The organism is Pseudomonas sp. GM79, from assembly GCF_000282495.1.
Classification (GTDB): Bacteria; Pseudomonadota; Gammaproteobacteria; order Pseudomonadales; family Pseudomonadaceae; genus Aquipseudomonas.
The window spans coordinates 1-13,662 of record NZ_AKJE01000060.1 but is presented as its reverse complement, the minus strand read 5'-3'; the positions used below and the strand labels follow the sequence as shown (position 1 = coordinate 13,662).

The 13,662-nt window shown below is 60.2% G+C and carries 12 protein-coding genes, 1 tRNA gene and 1 pseudogene; 8 read left to right on the top strand and 6 right to left on the bottom strand.

The features are described from left to right. Position 1 precedes the first annotated feature (1 nt). Entirely contained in the window at positions 2-1,117 is a 1,116-nt protein-coding gene (tgt, locus tag PMI36_RS12255; RefSeq protein WP_162130630.1) for a tRNA guanosine(34) transglycosylase Tgt, read from the bottom strand. Positions 1,118-1,131: 14 nt separating this feature from the next. Then, positions 1,132-2,181, bottom strand: a complete 1,050-nt coding sequence (gene queA, locus PMI36_RS12260) for a tRNA preQ1(34) S-adenosylmethionine ribosyltransferase-isomerase QueA (protein WP_008072853.1) — start codon at positions 2,179-2,181, stop codon at positions 1,132-1,134. A 107-nt stretch (positions 2,182-2,288) separates the two neighbouring features. On the opposite strand from queA, the gene PMI36_RS12265 reads away from it, so the two are divergent. Continuing rightward, positions 2,289-2,373 (top strand) — tRNA-Leu (locus tag PMI36_RS12265). A gap of 153 nt (positions 2,374-2,526) precedes the next feature. Further along, positions 2,527-2,856, top strand: coding sequence for a hypothetical protein (locus PMI36_RS12270; protein WP_008072851.1), 330 nt, complete (start codon positions 2,527-2,529; stop codon positions 2,854-2,856). Positions 2,857-3,010: 154 nt separating this feature from the next. Here PMI36_RS12270 and PMI36_RS12275 read toward each other — a convergent pair whose 3' ends face one another. Next, positions 3,011-3,352: a potassium channel family protein gene (locus PMI36_RS12275; RefSeq protein WP_008072849.1), complete on the bottom strand. Its 342-nt coding sequence runs from the start codon at positions 3,350-3,352 to the stop codon at positions 3,011-3,013. 414 nt (positions 3,353-3,766) lie between these two features. Here PMI36_RS12275 and PMI36_RS12280 point away from each other — a divergent pair, with 414 nt between their 5' ends. Genes PMI36_RS12280 through PMI36_RS12295 form a run of 4 tightly spaced genes read left to right on the top strand, consistent with a single transcriptional unit; the run spans position 3,767 to position 8,899 of the window. Continuing rightward, the gene (locus tag PMI36_RS12280; protein WP_008072836.1) at positions 3,767-4,243 is read left to right on the top strand and encodes a formate dehydrogenase subunit gamma; all 477 of its coding nucleotides are present in this window, start codon (positions 3,767-3,769) and stop codon (positions 4,241-4,243) included. After that, the gene (locus PMI36_RS12285; RefSeq protein WP_008072835.1) at positions 4,240-5,802 is read left to right on the top strand and encodes a formate dehydrogenase beta subunit; all 1,563 of its coding nucleotides are present in this window, start codon (positions 4,240-4,242) and stop codon (positions 5,800-5,802) included. Before PMI36_RS12280 ends, PMI36_RS12285 begins: the two co-directional genes overlap by 4 nt. Continuing rightward, on the top strand, positions 5,799-8,681 hold the full coding sequence (gene fdhF / locus PMI36_RS12290; protein ID WP_008072834.1) for a formate dehydrogenase subunit alpha: 2,883 nt from the start codon (positions 5,799-5,801) through the stop codon (positions 8,679-8,681). The genes PMI36_RS12285 and fdhF overlap by 4 nt, the downstream gene beginning before the upstream one ends. Next, the gene (locus PMI36_RS12295) at positions 8,678-8,899 is read left to right on the top strand and encodes a formate dehydrogenase subunit delta (RefSeq protein WP_008072833.1); all 222 of its coding nucleotides are present in this window, start codon (positions 8,678-8,680) and stop codon (positions 8,897-8,899) included. Before fdhF ends, PMI36_RS12295 begins: the two co-directional genes overlap by 4 nt. Positions 8,900-9,087: 188 nt before the next feature. Here PMI36_RS12295 and PMI36_RS12300 read toward each other — a convergent pair whose 3' ends face one another. Both PMI36_RS12300 and PMI36_RS12305 read right to left on the bottom strand, forming a co-directional pair. Further along, positions 9,088-10,473: a sensor histidine kinase gene (locus PMI36_RS12300; RefSeq protein WP_008072832.1), complete on the bottom strand. Its 1,386-nt coding sequence runs from the start codon at positions 10,471-10,473 to the stop codon at positions 9,088-9,090. Then, positions 10,470-11,180, bottom strand: coding sequence for a response regulator (locus tag PMI36_RS12305; RefSeq protein WP_008072831.1), 711 nt, complete (start codon positions 11,178-11,180; stop codon positions 10,470-10,472). The genes PMI36_RS12300 and PMI36_RS12305 overlap by 4 nt, the downstream gene beginning before the upstream one ends. Positions 11,181-11,346: 166 nt before the next feature. Between PMI36_RS12305 and PMI36_RS12310 the strand changes: the two genes are divergently transcribed. Both PMI36_RS12310 and PMI36_RS12315 read left to right on the top strand, forming a co-directional pair. Further along, a complete protein-coding gene (locus tag PMI36_RS12310) occupies positions 11,347-12,138 on the top strand; it encodes an MlaA family lipoprotein (protein WP_008072829.1) in 792 nt (263 codons plus the stop codon). Continuing rightward, the gene (locus PMI36_RS12315; RefSeq protein ID WP_008072820.1) at positions 12,128-12,391 is read left to right on the top strand and encodes a hypothetical protein; all 264 of its coding nucleotides are present in this window, start codon (positions 12,128-12,130) and stop codon (positions 12,389-12,391) included. The genes PMI36_RS12310 and PMI36_RS12315 overlap by 11 nt, the downstream gene beginning before the upstream one ends. A 416-nt stretch (positions 12,392-12,807) precedes the next feature. Here the strand turns inward: PMI36_RS12315 and PMI36_RS30740 are convergent. Next, positions 12,808-13,515 (bottom strand): annotated as a pseudogene (locus tag PMI36_RS30740) (IS66 family transposase); the annotation flags it as partial. Positions 13,516-13,662: the final 147 nt, after the last annotated feature.

Below are 13,662 nucleotides of genomic sequence, written 5' to 3'. Positions count from 1 at the left end.
CTCAGTCCAAAGGCGGAACAGGTAACCCGCGTTTGGCGTAGAAGGCATCGACAAAGGCGGCCAATGTACCCTGTTGAATAGCCTCGCGCAAACCAGCCATAAGCACCTGGTAATGGCGCAAATTGTGGATGGTATTCAACATGCTACCCAGCATTTCGCCGCACTTGTCCAGATGGTGCAGATAAGCACGGGAGAAGTTCTGGCAGGTATAGCAATCGCAGGTCGGATCCAGCGGCGAATCATCATGGCGATGGAACGCGTTACGGATCTTCAGCACGCCTGTATCAATGAACAGATGCCCGTTGCGGGCATTACGGGTTGGCATCACGCAATCGAACATGTCCACACCGCGGCGCACACCCTCAACCAGATCTTCCGGTTTGCCAACGCCCATAAGGTAACGAGGTTTGTCAGCCGGCATCTGGCCCGGCAGGTAATCCAGCACCTTGATCATCTCGTGCTTGGGCTCGCCCACCGACAGACCGCCAATGGCCAGGCCGTCGAAGCCGATCTTGTCGAGGCCTTCCAGGGAGCGCATGCGCAAATCCTGGTGCATACCGCCCTGAACGATGCCGAACAGCGCCGCGGTGTTATCACCATGGGCGTTTTTCGAACGCTGGGCCCAGCGCAACGACAGCTCCATCGATACGCGAGCGACGTCTTCATCGGCCGGGTACGGGGTGCATTCGTCGAAAATCATCACGATGTCCGAGCCCAGATCGCGCTGGACCTGCATCGACTCTTCCGGACCCATGAACACTTTGGCGCCGTCGACCGGAGAGGCGAAGGTCACGCCCTCCTCCTTGATCTTGCGCATCGCGCCCAGGCTGAACACCTGAAAACCGCCGGAGTCGGTCAGAATCGGGCCTTTCCACTGCATGAAATCGTGCAGGTCGCCGTGCTTCTTGATCACTTCGGTACCAGGACGCAGCCACAAGTGGAAGGTGTTACCCAGAATGATTTCCGCGCCAGTGGCGGTGATATCCCGCGGCAACATGCCCTTGACCGTGCCGTACGTGCCCACCGGCATGAAGGCCGGGGTCTCGACGGTACCGCGCGGGAAGGTCAAACGACCGCGACGAGCCTTGCCGTCTGTGGCAAGGAGCTCAAAAGACATGCGACTGGTGCGACTCATTCTGTTTCCTCTGGGCCACGTGGTGCGGGATTACGGGTGATAAACATCGCATCACCGTAGCTGAAAAAGCGGTATTCGTTGTCGACGGCGGCTTTATAGGCGGCCATGGTCTCGGGATAACCGGCGAACGCCGAAACCAGCATCAACAGCGTGGACTCGGGCAAATGGAAGTTGGTAACCAGGGCATCGACCACATGAAACGGCCGGCCCGGGTAGATAAAGATGTCGGTATCGCCACTGAACGGCTTGAGCACGCCATCGCGCGCGGCACTTTCCAGAGAACGCACGCTGGTGGTCCCCACCGCCACCACGCGACCACCGCGAGCGCGGCAGGCCGCAACGGCATCGACCACGTCCTGGCCGACTTCCAGCCACTCGCTGTGCATGTGGTGATCTTCAATCTTCTCGACGCGCACCGGCTGAAAGGTGCCGGCGCCGACATGCAAGGTCACGAACGCAGTCTCGATACCCTTGGCGGCAATCGCCTCCATCAGCGGCTGGTCGAAATGCAGCCCCGCCGTCGGCGCTGCCACCGCGCCCAGGCGCTCGGCGTACACCGTCTGATAACGCTCGCGGTCCGAGCCTTCATCCGGGCGGTCTATATAAGGAGGCAACGGCATGTGCCCGACACGGTCGAGCAGCGGCAACACCTCTTCGGCAAACCCCAGCTCGAACAACGCATCGTGACGCGCCAGCATCTCGGCCTCGCCACCGCCGTCGATCAGGATCTTCGAACCCGGTTTCGGCGACTTGCTGGAACGCACATGGGCCAGCACGCGATGACTGTCGAGCACCCGCTCCACCAGGATTTCCAGCTTGCCGCCGGAAGCCTTCTGGCCAAACAGGCGCGCTGGAATCACCCGGGTATTGTTGAACACCATCAAATCGCCCGGGCGCAAATGCTCGAGCAAATCAGTGAATTGACGGTGTACCAGGGCGCCGCTGACCCCATCAAGGGTCAACAGGCGACTACCGCGACGCTCAGCCAAAGGATGGCGAGCAATCAGCGAATCAGGGAGCTCAAAAGTAAAGTCAGCAACGCGCATGATGGGGTTCGTCTAGCAGGGCCGGGAAGTCTAGCGGAAATATCAAAAATTCTCCATGTACCTGATTGACCAACGGTTATCTCATCTCTATACTTCGCCGCCATTGAGCCCTGATGGCGGAATTGGTAGACGCGGCGGATTCAAAATCCGTTTTCGAAAGGAGTGGGAGTTCGAGTCTCCCTCGGGGCACCAAAATTAAGAAAGGTCTTGCTTTGCAAGGCCTTTTTTTTCGCCTATAGAAAAGTGACCTCGCCCCGTAGGAGCTGCCGAAGGCTGCGATCTTTTGATCTTGCTCTCCAACGCCAAACCCGAAACCGCTCAGCTAACGAATCAAGGATTCACACAATGGAATTGCCACTGGAAACCGTTGCCCTTTTCGCCTTCAAGCTGGCTTATGAGACGGAAGGTGAAAGTCCGATTTTGCGGGATGATCCGATCATGAGCGATTACGAGCGGGAGGTGTTTGGGTTGTTGGTGCGTAGGGGTGATTTCGAGGGTATCCAGTTTAGAGTGGCGCATTGTGTGGATTTGGCGCTGGAGGCCATAGGCGGAGTTAATACAGTTCTCGGTCGCGAGCTGCATCGATTGGCGGCAGATTTCAGCGCTGCCCAGACGATCCCACAGCTGGATGTCCCGCTCATCGCTCTTATGGACTACTTGAAAGACATTCAATGAAAAAAGAGGCCTGCCTAAAATGGGGACGCCCGATAGGAGCTCCCACGCGAGGAGCCACGTCTTGTTGAAATCAATCTTCTATCTTCTCCTGTTTTTCAAATGAACATCATGAGCGTGACTTCATAGCGCATTTCCCCCTACGCCGCCGCTTCTCCTACTCCACCTGATCTGTCGTCCGCACCGCAATCTCAATCGCCCGAATACTGATCGCCGCAAATATCGCCGTCATCAGCACCCCGTTAAATCCCAGCAAAATCGCCAATATCCGCGAGACGGCCAGTTTGGGGACGAGTTCTCCATAACCGATGGTCAGGCCGGTCACGAACGCGAAGTAGATACCGTCAAATGGATCCCATCCTTCCAGAAAGCCGATGATCAGGCCGAACAACACAATCAAAAACAGCAGGATGGAAAAAATTGGCCAGACAACGTGAAAGTAGAACCTGACTGCTTTGTAGAACTCGCGACGGACGTGCGATGCATGAGTGGTGTTCATGTCATGGACCTCTTGGGGTTAGCCTGACCGGCAATTGAATGCACGGCGTTTCAATACCCTTTCAGCTTGGCACAAGCGGGCACGATGCCTCGCTCATCGCGCTCAAGGATTATCCGAAAGATGTTCAGTGAGTGAACGCCTCGGGCTGCGCTCTTCTAGACTTAACAGGGAGTCGTAGACAGAATCGAACACGTCGCTTTGGTGCAGATGAATCAAAGGCAGCATGGCAAGCTGCCTGTTATGCCCTGAAGAGGTGCGGCAAAGACCGCACCGGGCCCAACAAGATGCCCGCTCAGGGTGCCTGGCCAACGGCCTGAAAATGCCACGATACCGTGACGTGGTGTGACTGCCGCAGCCGACACTTTCGGACAACTGACAACCGCCTGGTTTGTCCGTGATCGTGAGGAATGCTGTATGCCTGATGAGATGTTGCACCTGCCTATGGTCAACAGCCTGCTGGAGCGCCACAAACGCTCCCCCGGCGCACTGTTGCCCATCCTTCATGAGATTCAGGAGGGCATCGGTTACATCCCCGATGCCGCCATCCCCGAGATTGCCCACGCCCTCAACCTGAGTCAGGCCGAGGTTCGCGGGGTGATCAGCTTCTACCATGACTTCCGCACCGCGCCGCCGGCCCGGCATATTCTGCGTCTGTGCCGGGCCGAGTCCTGCCAGAGTCGCGGCGCCGAGCAGCTCGCGGCGCAGTTGCGCGAACGTCTGCAACTGGACGACCACGGCAGCAGCGCCGATGGCAGCATCAGTTTGCGTCCGGTGTATTGCCTCGGCGCCTGCGCCTGCTCACCGGCTCTGGAGCTGGATGGTCAGCTGCATGCGCGGCTCAACCCCGAGCGTCTGGATGCCCTGCTCGATGCTTGCCGGGAGGACGCATGATGCCACGCCTCTATCTGCCCTGTGACTCCCTGGCCCGCGCCGTGGGCGCCGATGAGGTGGCCGTGGCCCTTGCCACTCAGGCCCGGGAACGCAATTTGCCGCTGGACCTGCAACGCACCAGTTCTCGCGGCCTGTACTGGCTGGAACCGCTGCTGGAAGTGGACAGCCCGCAAGGCCGTATCGGCTTCGGCCCGCTGACCGCGGCTGATGTGCCGTCGGTGCTCGATGCGCTGCAAGGCGAGTCGTCCGACCATCCGCTGGCCTTGGGGCTGGTGGAAGAGTTGCCGTATCTGAAGACACAACAACGCCTGCTGTTCGCCCGCGCCGGTATTACCCAGCCGCTGTCGCTGGAGGATTACCGGGCTCATGGCGGATTTGAGGGCTTGACCCAGGCCATCGCCCTGGGCGGCGAGCAGACCGCGACCGCCGTGTTCGATTCGGGGTTGCGTGGCCGTGGCGGCGCAGCCTTCCCGGCCGGGATCAAATGGCGCACGGTGCGCGCCACCCAGGCTGCGCAGAAATACATTGTGTGCAACGCCGACGAAGGAGATTCCGGCACCTTTGCCGATCGCATGTTGATGGAAGGCGACCCCTTCCTGCTGATCGAAGGCATGGCCATTGCCGGCATCACCGTCGGCGCCAGTTACGGCTACATCTACGTGCGCTCGGAATATCCACAAGCTGTGGCGACTCTGCGCGCAGCATTGAACATCGCCCGATCTGCCGGTTACCTGGGCGCCAATGTCGGCGGCAGCGGCCAGGCCTTCGATATGGAAGTGCGCGTCGGTGCCGGCGCTTACATCTGCGGTGAAGAAACCGCGCTGCTGGACTCTCTCGAAGGCAAGCGCGGGATTGTTCGCGCCAAGCCACCGATCCCCGCCTTGCAAGGTCTGTTCGGCCTGCCGACCCTGGTGCACAACGTGCTGACCCTGGCCTCGGTGCCGCTGATTCTGGCCAAAGGCGCGCAGTTCTATCGCGATTACGGCATGGGCCGCTCTCTGGGCACCATGCCCTTCCAGCTGGCGGGTAATATTCGTCACGGCGGCCTGGTGGAACGGGCCTTTGGCCTGACCCTGCGGGAACTGGTGGAAGACTACGGCGGCGGTACCGCCAGTGGCCGGTCGCTGAAAGCCGCCCAGGTGGGTGGCCCGCTCGGCGCCTGGGTGCCGCCCGCGCAATTCGACACGCCCCTGGATTACGAAGCCTTCGCCGCCATTGGCGCCATGCTCGGACACGGCGGTGTGGTGGTGGCTGACGACACCCTGGACATGGCCCACATGGCACGCTTCGCCATGCAGTTCTGCGCCGAGGAATCCTGTGGCAAATGCACCCCCTGCCGCATCGGCTCGACCCGGGGCGTGGAGGTAATCGACCGCCTGCTGGCCGCGCCCGATCAGAACAGTCGTGATGAGCAGGTGATCATCCTCAAGGACCTGTGCGACACCCTGCAATACGGTTCGCTGTGCGCGTTGGGCGGCATGACCTCCTATCCGGTGGCCAGCGCCCTCAAGTACTTCCCCGCCGACTTCGGTCTGCAGTCCTCGGAGGCCGACCAATGATCACTCTCTTCGACCCGAAAACCGATATCGACCTGGGTACCCCTGCCCGCGACAGTCAGGTGCAAGTCACCCTCAACATCGATGGCCGCAGCATCAGCGTGCCCGAAGGCACCTCGGTGATGCGCGCCGCCGCGCTGCTGGGCACCACCATTCCCAAACTGTGCGCCACCGACAGCCTGGAAGCCTTCGGCTCCTGCCGCATGTGCCTGGTGGAGATCGACGGCATGCGCGGTTACCCCGCGTCCTGTACCACGCCGGTCAGCGAAGGCATGAGCGTGCACACCCAGACACCGAAGCTTGCCACCCTGCGCCGCAACGTCATGGAGCTGTACATCTCCGACCACCCGCTGGACTGCCTGACCTGCTCGGCCAACGGTAACTGCGAGCTGCAAACCGTCGCCGGTCAGGTCGGCCTGCGGGAAGTGCGCTACGGCTATGAAGGCGACAACCATCTGGCGGATGTGAAGGACACCTCCAACCCCTACTTCGACTACGACCCGAGCAAGTGCATCGTCTGCAACCGTTGCGTGCGCGCCTGCGAAGAAACCCAGGGCACCTTTGCCCTGACCATTACCGGGCGCGGTTTCGAATCCCGGGTCGCGGCCGCCGGTGGCGACAACTTCCTGGAGTCGGAATGCGTGTCCTGCGGTGCTTGTGTGCAAGCCTGCCCGACCGCGACGCTGATGGAAAAAAGCGTGGTCGAACTGGGTCAGCCCGAACGCAGCGTGATCACCACTTGCGCCTATTGCGGTGTGGGCTGTTCGTTCCGCGCCGAGATGAAAGGCGACCAACTGGTGCGCATGGTTCCAGACAAGAATGGCCAAGCCAACCACGGTCACTCCTGCGTCAAAGGGCGCTTTGCCTGGGGCTACGCCACCCACCCGGATCGCATCACCAAGCCGATGATCCGCAAGCACATCAATGACCCTTGGCAGGAAGTCAGCTGGGATGAAGCGGTGACCTACGCCGCCAGCGAATTCCGCCGGCTGCAGCAAAAGTACGGCCGCGACTCCATTGGTGGCATCACCTCCAGCCGCTGCACCAATGAAGAAACCTATCTGGTGCAAAAACTGATACGCGCCGCCTTCGGCAACAACAACGTCGACACCTGTGCGCGGGTCTGCCACTCGCCGACCGGTTATGGCCTGAAACAAACCCTGGGCGAGTCCGCCGGTACCCAGAGTTTCGACTCGGTGATGCAGGCCGACGTGATTCTGGTGATGGGCGCCAACCCCAGCGACGCCCACCCGGTGTTCGCCTCCCAGCTCAAACGCCGTCTGCGTGAAGGCGCGCGACTGATCGTCATCGACCCACGACGCATTGATCTGGTGGACTCGGTGCATGCCCGCGCCGAACTGCACCTGGCCCTGCGCCCGGGCACCAACGTCGCCATGCTCAATGCCCTGGCCCACGTCATCGTCACCGACGGCCTGCTCAATCAAACCTTTATCGACGCCCGTTGCGAGGGCAGCGATTTCGCCCGCTGGAGCGAGTTCGTCAGCCGCCCGGAAAACTCGCCGGAAACCCTTGGCGCCATCTGCGGCGTAGACCCTGCCGACATCCGCGCCGCCGCCCGTCTGTATGCCACCGGCGGCAACGCGGCGATCTACTACGGCCTGGGCGTCACCGAGCACAGCCAGGGCAGCACCGCCGTCATGGGCATCGCCAACCTGGCCATGGCCACTGGCAACATCGGCCGCGAAGGTGTGGGCGTGAACCCGCTGCGTGGGCAGAACAACGTTCAGGGCTCCTGCGACATGGGCTCCTTCCCCCACGAGCTGCCTGGCTACCGCCACATCTCCAACGAAGTGGTTCGGGCGCAGTTCGAACAGGCCTGGAATGTCACTCTGCAACCCGACCCGGGCCTGCGCATTCCCAACATGTTCGAGGCGGCCTTGGGCGGCAGCTTTAAGGGCCTGTATTGCCAGGGCGAAGACATCGCCCAGAGCGATCCGAATACCCAGCACGTTACCGCGGCGCTGTCGGCCATGGAATGTGTGGTGGTGCAGGACATCTTCCTCAACGAAACCGCCAAGTTCGCCCACGTGTTCCTGCCGGGCAGCTCGTTCCTGGAAAAAGACGGCACCTTCACCAACGCCGAACGGCGCATCTCCCGGGTGCGCAAAGTCATGGAGCCGCTGGGCGGCAAGGCCGACTGGGAAGGCACGGTGGCCCTGGCCAACGCTCTGGGCTACCCGATGAACTACCAGCATCCATCAGAAATCATGGATGAAATCGCCAGCCTGACGCCGACCTTCACCAACGTCAGCTACACCGAACTGGATCGCCACGGCAGCCTGCAATGGCCGTGCAACGCCGCGGCACCGGACGGCACGCCGACCATGCACATCGAGGAGTTCGTGCGCGGCAAGGGGCGCTTCATGCTCACCGGCTACGTGCCCACCGAGGAAAAGGTCAACAGTCGCTACCCTCTTCTGCTGACTACCGGGCGCATCCTCAGCCAGTACAACGTCGGCGCCCAGACCCGGCGTACCGACAACGTCGCCTGGCACGACGAAGACCGCCTGGAAATCCACCCGACCGACGCCGAGAGCCGTGGCATCAACGAAGGTGACTGGGTCGGCATCGGCAGCCGCGCCGGCCAGACCGTACTGCGTGCGCGGGTCAGCGAACGGGTAGCTCCGGGCGTGGTGTACACCACGTTCCACTTCCCTGAATCGGGGGCCAACGTCATCACCACCGACAACTCCGACTGGGCCACCAACTGTCCGGAGTACAAGGTCACCGCCGTGGAAGTCAGCCGCGTCTACCACCCTTCCGAGTGGCAAAAACGCTACCAGGAGTTCAGCGACGAACAACAACGTTTGCTCGACGAACGCCGTCAGGCGCGTGGCGCTAAAGCGGAGGTACGCCGATGAGTACCGACAACCTGATCAAAATGGTCAACCAGATTGCCCAGTATTTCGCCAGCGAGCCGGACCAGAATCAGGCCGTGCTCGGCGTACGCAATCACCTGCAGATGTACTGGACGCCCGGCATGCGCAAGGAGTTGCTGGCCTGGCAGACAGCGCATCAGGGGGCAGACTTGCACCCACTGGCGCAGGCGGCGGTCAGTGGGGCGGGCTGGGAGGCTTAGGTTCACACGATCTTAAGCCTGACCGAAAAACCTGTGGGAGCGGGCTTGCTCGCGAATGCGATATACCAGTCACCACCATCGTTGACTGACACACCGCTTTCGCGAGCAAGCCCGCTCCCACAGGAGTTGTGTGTAACTGGCTCGCATCTGGATTAGCCCCAATTTTTTGGGTCGTTTAATCGCTCAGTTCAAAGCAAATGCTGAGAGATCAGCTCTGAACTTGAATGCACCGGCAATACCACCAACGCCTCCAATCCGCCCGTCGACCGATTACGCAGTGTCAGGTTGCCTCCGTGCTCGAGCACAATCGCCCGCGCCGCCGACAACCCCAGACCAACACCCCCCGTGCTTTTGTTGCGCGAGCCTTCCATCCGGAAGAACGGCACAAACACTTGTTCAAGGCAGGCATCTGGTATGCCCGGCCCACGATCCAGTACTTTGATCCGCACCTGGCCAGCGCTCGGAGTCAGTTCAATTCCCGGCTCACTGGCGTACTTGATCGCGTTATCAAGCAGATTGGTCATCACCCGCTTAAGCCCCAACGGGCGCCCGAAATACACTAACCGCAACGTCCCGCTAAACGTAATGTCGACTCCCTGATCCCGGTAATCATCAAGCAACGTTTGCAGCAGTTCCGCCAGATCAAACTGGGTCGCCGGTTCAAGCCGCGCATCATCACGAAAGAACTCCAGCGCCGAGTTGATCATTGCCTGCATTTCATCCACGTCACGAAACAGCCGTTGCTGTTGCTCGCTGTCTTCGATGAATTCGCCTCGCAAGCGCATCCGCGTCAGGGGCGCGCGCAGGTCATGGGAGATGGCGGCGAGCATTTGCGTACGGTCGCGGATGAAGTGCTGTAGCTGGGCCTGCATGGCATTGAACGCGAGAATGGCCTGGCGGATTTCGTGGGGACCGAGCGGCTCGATCGGCGGTGCGCGGAAGTCCACGCCGAAGCGGCGGGCGCCTTCGGCGAAACGCTGCAAAGGTGTGGCGAGGCGTCGGGTAGCGATCAGCGCGACCACTGCGGTGGAGATCAGCACCAGCAGGATGACGATCAGGTAGCGTGGCGCTTCGTCGAGCCCCCAACTGCGCGAGGGCGCGGAGAACATCAGCCATGATGAATCCGATAGCTCGATCAACAGCGCGTAATGCGCGTCCTCCGTGTGCTCCGTCCAGTCGGCCGGTTCATAGGCTTCGATGCGCCGGTCAGGGGCTCTGAGCATCGGCTGCAGGATGGTCGAGCCAATGTCAGACTTCGGATCGTCCACTGCAGGCAGATTGAGATCGTGCCGATCAGGGTGCCACGTGACAGTGAAGCCGTTCTCGTTGGCGGCTTGTGCCAATCGGTTGCGCAATGGCGCCGGGGCGGCCTCGATGACGCGGGTGATGGCAGCGGCTTTTTCCAGCAAACCGATCTCGGTCAAGGGCGGGCGCGCCCATACACCGGCCAACTGGATAAACAACCCGTTGAGCGCCAGGGAAATGAGCATGGCCAGGATGATCGTCAACGCAATCCAGCGCGCCACCGTATCTTGCGGCCAGTCTCGCGCACGAATCCGCTTGAGCCAGTTCATCGCCGCGTCACGCTGGGAGTAAACAGGTAACCGCCATTGCGCACGGTGCGGATCATTGCCGGCCGTTTGGTGTCGGACTCGAGTTTGCGCCGCAGGCGGCTGACCTGAACGTCGATGCTGCGATCGAACGCCTCATGGCAATGCCCGCGCGCCAGGTCCAGCAACTGCTCACGGGTGAGGATGCGCTGGGGGTGTTCGACGAAGACCAGCAGCAGGTCAAACTCACCGGCCGACAGCGGGATCATCACGTTGTCCGGCGAGCGAAGTTCACGGCGGGTGACGTCCAGATGCCAGTCGGCAAAATCAATCAGTGGCCGTGGCCGCTCTTGCGGAACCGGACGACGCTCGTCCACGCGACGCAGCACAGCACGCACTCGGGCCAGCAGTTCACGGGCGTCGAAGGGTTTGGTCAGATAATCATCGGCACCCAGTTCCAGGCCGACCACCCGGTCACTGAGTTCACCCATGGCCGTCAGCATGATCACCGGTATTGCGTGTCGAATCCGCAGTTGCTGACACAGGATCAGCCCGCTGTCTCCGGGCAACATCACGTCCAGAATGATCAGGTCCGGCGCCTGGCGCTCTATGGCCGCCCACAGCGACGCACCGTCTGTGGCGACCTCGACGCTGTAGCCGTGTTGCACGAAGAATTTTTTCAGTAGATCAAGGACTTCAAGGTCGTCGTCGACAATTAAAAGGCTGTTCACCGAAGGTCACTTAAGGGGCGAATGGAACCGCTATCTAAAACCATTCATGGCGGCGCGTCATATATTTCAACTCTGCAACAAAGCGTCAACAGCGCAATAAACCAGACATCTTGGCGCAAGGATTGGAGCTCAGCATCACGGCGAATTTCTCCTGAGAATTGCGTCCATGTTGCCTTTTAAGTGTGCTCCCTGGTTGACCCGCAACACCTCAATTGCCGTGTTGGCCGCAGGGCTGACGGGTTGCAGCAGCCAGTCGCCGACCACCACCGACGTGGCCTGCGCTGACATCGCCTATTCGGTGTATGACCCGGCGGAACCGTTCAATCGTGGCGTCTTCGCGTTTAACCGGGTGGTTGATGATTACGCCCTGGCGCCGGTCGCGCGCGGCTACCGCTACACGCCGGATTTTTTCCAGACCGGTGTGCATAACTTTGTGGCGAACTTCGGCGAGCCGAAGGTCTTTATCAATGATCTGCTGCAAGGCAACCCGATGCGCTCGGTCAATACCCTGGGACGTTTCGCGCTCAACACCACGGTAGGGGTGGTGGGCTTGATCGATGTCTCCGGCATGGCCGGTATCCCGCGCCACGACTCGGACTTCGGCCAGACCTTTGGCGTGTGGGGCATCGGCAATGGTCCGATCATCGAGCTGCCGTTACTCGGGACCTCCAACAGTCGCGACGCCGCCGGCCGCGTGCTTGGTTTTGTGGTCGATCCGTTCGGCAGCAATAGCGATACCGTGGAGACGCTGTCCACTATCAGCACTGTCGGCGGCATCGTCGATGGCCGGGCAGAAGCCTTACCGCTGACCGACAGCCTGCAAAAACTGCCGGACTATTACAGCGCATTGCGCAATGTGGTCGCCGAGCATCGTGCCGCTTACGTGGCCGATGGCAAACAAGGCTCGCCAGAGAACACCACCTCTCAATGCACAGGAGCACCGGCTGATGGGTTCTGAAAACAATAGCCTGGTTCTGCAGCAACGGGTGACGCGGGACGACTCGGCCAATCTGCACTGTCGCGAAATTACCCTGCGTTTGTCAGCGGACTGTCGCCAACTGGTGCTCAGCCGATACACCGAACACTACGGGCCGGCACTAGTGCGCTGGATAGAACGTAGCCATACCGTGTCGGTTGCCGAAATGATTCGCTGGCTTGTGGCCAATGGTGAGGCACAGATCATGAGAACGGACAGCCAGTCGCTGCCTTGATTTCAGAATGGTGATGCGGAGGATGGAGGCCTTCCGGTCGTCATCCCGCCGCTTATGTCAGGCCAAGTGCAACGCAAACCTCTTCACCATAATTGGTGGTTCCACAGTAACCGTCCGCGCATCCCACCTTGCATGGAGATATGTGCGATTTTTTACTCATCATTCCGATCTGATGAATCCCTTGATTCCTGCAAGCATGACGATTTCTTTGCCGCTACAGCGATGGGTCCATGCTAAATTCAGGTCAGTTATTAATGGATCTTTCAGTTATGGAGAACGCATCATGCTCGCAGTCGGCGTCTCACTACTTGCAGTAGGCTTAGGCACCGGAAATCCTGGCTTTTGGATACCAGGCTGTGTCTTCATGGCTATAGGGTGTTCTCAAAGAGTTAATCGTCGAGACTGACCGTATGCGGTCAGTGTACGCCTGACTCATCTCGCGGTACCCACTGATGCGGTAGCAGTAGCCCGATTTCGCTGGCCCGCTGTGTCGACAATCGCTTCAGCATATCTTTCAGATAGGCATACGGATCGTGTCCGTTTATGCGCGCAGACTGGATCAAATTCATGATCGCTGCCCCCCCGTTTGCCGCTACGTAGCGACCCTGCGAAGAGCCAGTTCTTGCGTCCAAGAGCCCACGGCCGAATCTGGTTCTCTGCCCAGTTATTGTCAATCGTGACAGCCCCGTCATCGAGGTAGCGCGACAGCGCTGCCCAGCGTTTCAGGCTGTAATCCAGTGCTCTGCTGATAGCCGAACCTTTGGCACGAGATCGCGCTGGGCGAGCATCCAGGCATGCAGCATATCCATCACCGGTACGGCTTTTTCTTGCCGTATTCGGTGCCGTAAATCCGGCTTTGGTGACGCCGAGTTTCCTCGGTATGGATAACCTGCTGCCTGAGCACTACGTCGCGCAGCGCATCGACCAGAGGCTACAACTGCACGCCGGTAACGCCAATCCATTGAGCCGAGGTTGAACGTGGAATGACCAAGCAGGCACGACCGAAAATCGATTCCTGACGATAAAGAGGCAGATGGTCAGCAAATTTCGCGATCATGACGTGGGCTAGTAGTCCGGCTGTTAGGGATGCCCTTATCGATGACCTGCGCCGGTACGGGTGCCTGCTGATCACGGTAAAACGGTATCCCACAATCGTCCTTATCGGCCTGCCTCGGAAGGTGTGTTCGCCGCCGCCCCCCTTACAATCAACATCGATAAACACTAACGACAGCATCGCAATCAGACAGGAGCGGCCCGATAATGCTGTACGA

Bases quoted from the DNA above. Each gene is read 5' to 3' on its own strand.
- tgt (WP_162130630.1), bottom strand. From the start codon at position 1,117: ATGTCTTTTGAGCTCCTTGCCACAGACGGCAAGGCTCGTCGCGGTCGT.
- queA (WP_008072853.1), bottom strand. From the start codon at position 2,181: ATGCGCGTTGCTGACTTTACTTTTGAGCTCCCTGATTCGCTGATTGCT.
- PMI36_RS12270 (WP_008072851.1), top strand. From the start codon at position 2,527: ATGGAATTGCCACTGGAAACCGTTGCCCTTTTCGCCTTCAAGCTGGCT.
- PMI36_RS12275 (WP_008072849.1), bottom strand. From the start codon at position 3,352: ATGAACACCACTCATGCATCGCACGTCCGTCGCGAGTTCTACAAAGCA.
- PMI36_RS12280 (WP_008072836.1), top strand. From the start codon at position 3,767: ATGCCTGATGAGATGTTGCACCTGCCTATGGTCAACAGCCTGCTGGAG.
- PMI36_RS12285 (WP_008072835.1), top strand. From the start codon at position 4,240: ATGATGCCACGCCTCTATCTGCCCTGTGACTCCCTGGCCCGCGCCGTG.
- fdhF (WP_008072834.1), top strand. From the start codon at position 5,799: ATGATCACTCTCTTCGACCCGAAAACCGATATCGACCTGGGTACCCCT.
- PMI36_RS12295 (WP_008072833.1), top strand. From the start codon at position 8,678: ATGAGTACCGACAACCTGATCAAAATGGTCAACCAGATTGCCCAGTAT.
- PMI36_RS12300 (WP_008072832.1), bottom strand. From the start codon at position 10,473: ATGAACTGGCTCAAGCGGATTCGTGCGCGAGACTGGCCGCAAGATACG.
- PMI36_RS12310 (WP_008072829.1), top strand. From the start codon at position 11,347: ATGTTGCCTTTTAAGTGTGCTCCCTGGTTGACCCGCAACACCTCAATT.
- PMI36_RS12315 (WP_008072820.1), top strand. From the start codon at position 12,128: ATGGGTTCTGAAAACAATAGCCTGGTTCTGCAGCAACGGGTGACGCGG.